Origin of the sequence: Oceanobacillus luteolus, assembly GCF_023715655.1 — a bacterium.
In the GTDB taxonomy this organism is placed as follows: Bacteria; Bacillota; Bacilli; order Bacillales; family Amphibacillaceae; genus Oceanobacillus; species Oceanobacillus luteolus.
The window spans coordinates 1-403 of sequence record NZ_JAMBON010000164.1 but is presented as its reverse complement, the minus strand read 5'-3'; the positions used below and the strand labels follow the sequence as shown (position 1 = coordinate 403).

Here is a 403-nt window from a genome sequence, read left to right as displayed (position 1 = left end):
ATCCAGCACCATCCCCTGCATGATTGCCAGCCAGTGAGATCCGGGTAGCCGATTCCCGATCATGCATCGCGCGGGCGTCGCGTGGCGAACGGCCGTCGCGAGGTGCTTACGATCTATCAGCGGGTGCATCCGTCCGATGCGCTTCGATCTATTCCTGGCATAGGGGCGACCTTGGCTCCGCTGCTCATCGGCGTACTCGGCTACGCGAAACGCTTCCGTAACGAAGATCACATACGCGGATTCTGCGGTATGTTTCCTACCAGAAGTTCGTCCGGTGGTATAGAGAAGCCCGGTCAAAGGCTGACAAAGAGTGGTAGTGATCGCGTCAAGCGGGCGCTGTACATCGCTGCGGACGTTGCACGAAAGATCGATCCAGATCTTGCCGCCGTGTACTGGCGTCTTA

General features: G+C 58.6%; 1 protein-coding gene. It reads left to right on the top strand.

The genetic code is table 11. The annotated features are described in order from the left end of the window. Positions 1-81: 81 nt before the first annotated feature. A partial coding sequence (locus M3210_RS20205; RefSeq protein ID WP_251518103.1) for an IS110 family transposase occupies positions 82-403 on the top strand: 322 nt, incomplete at its 3' end.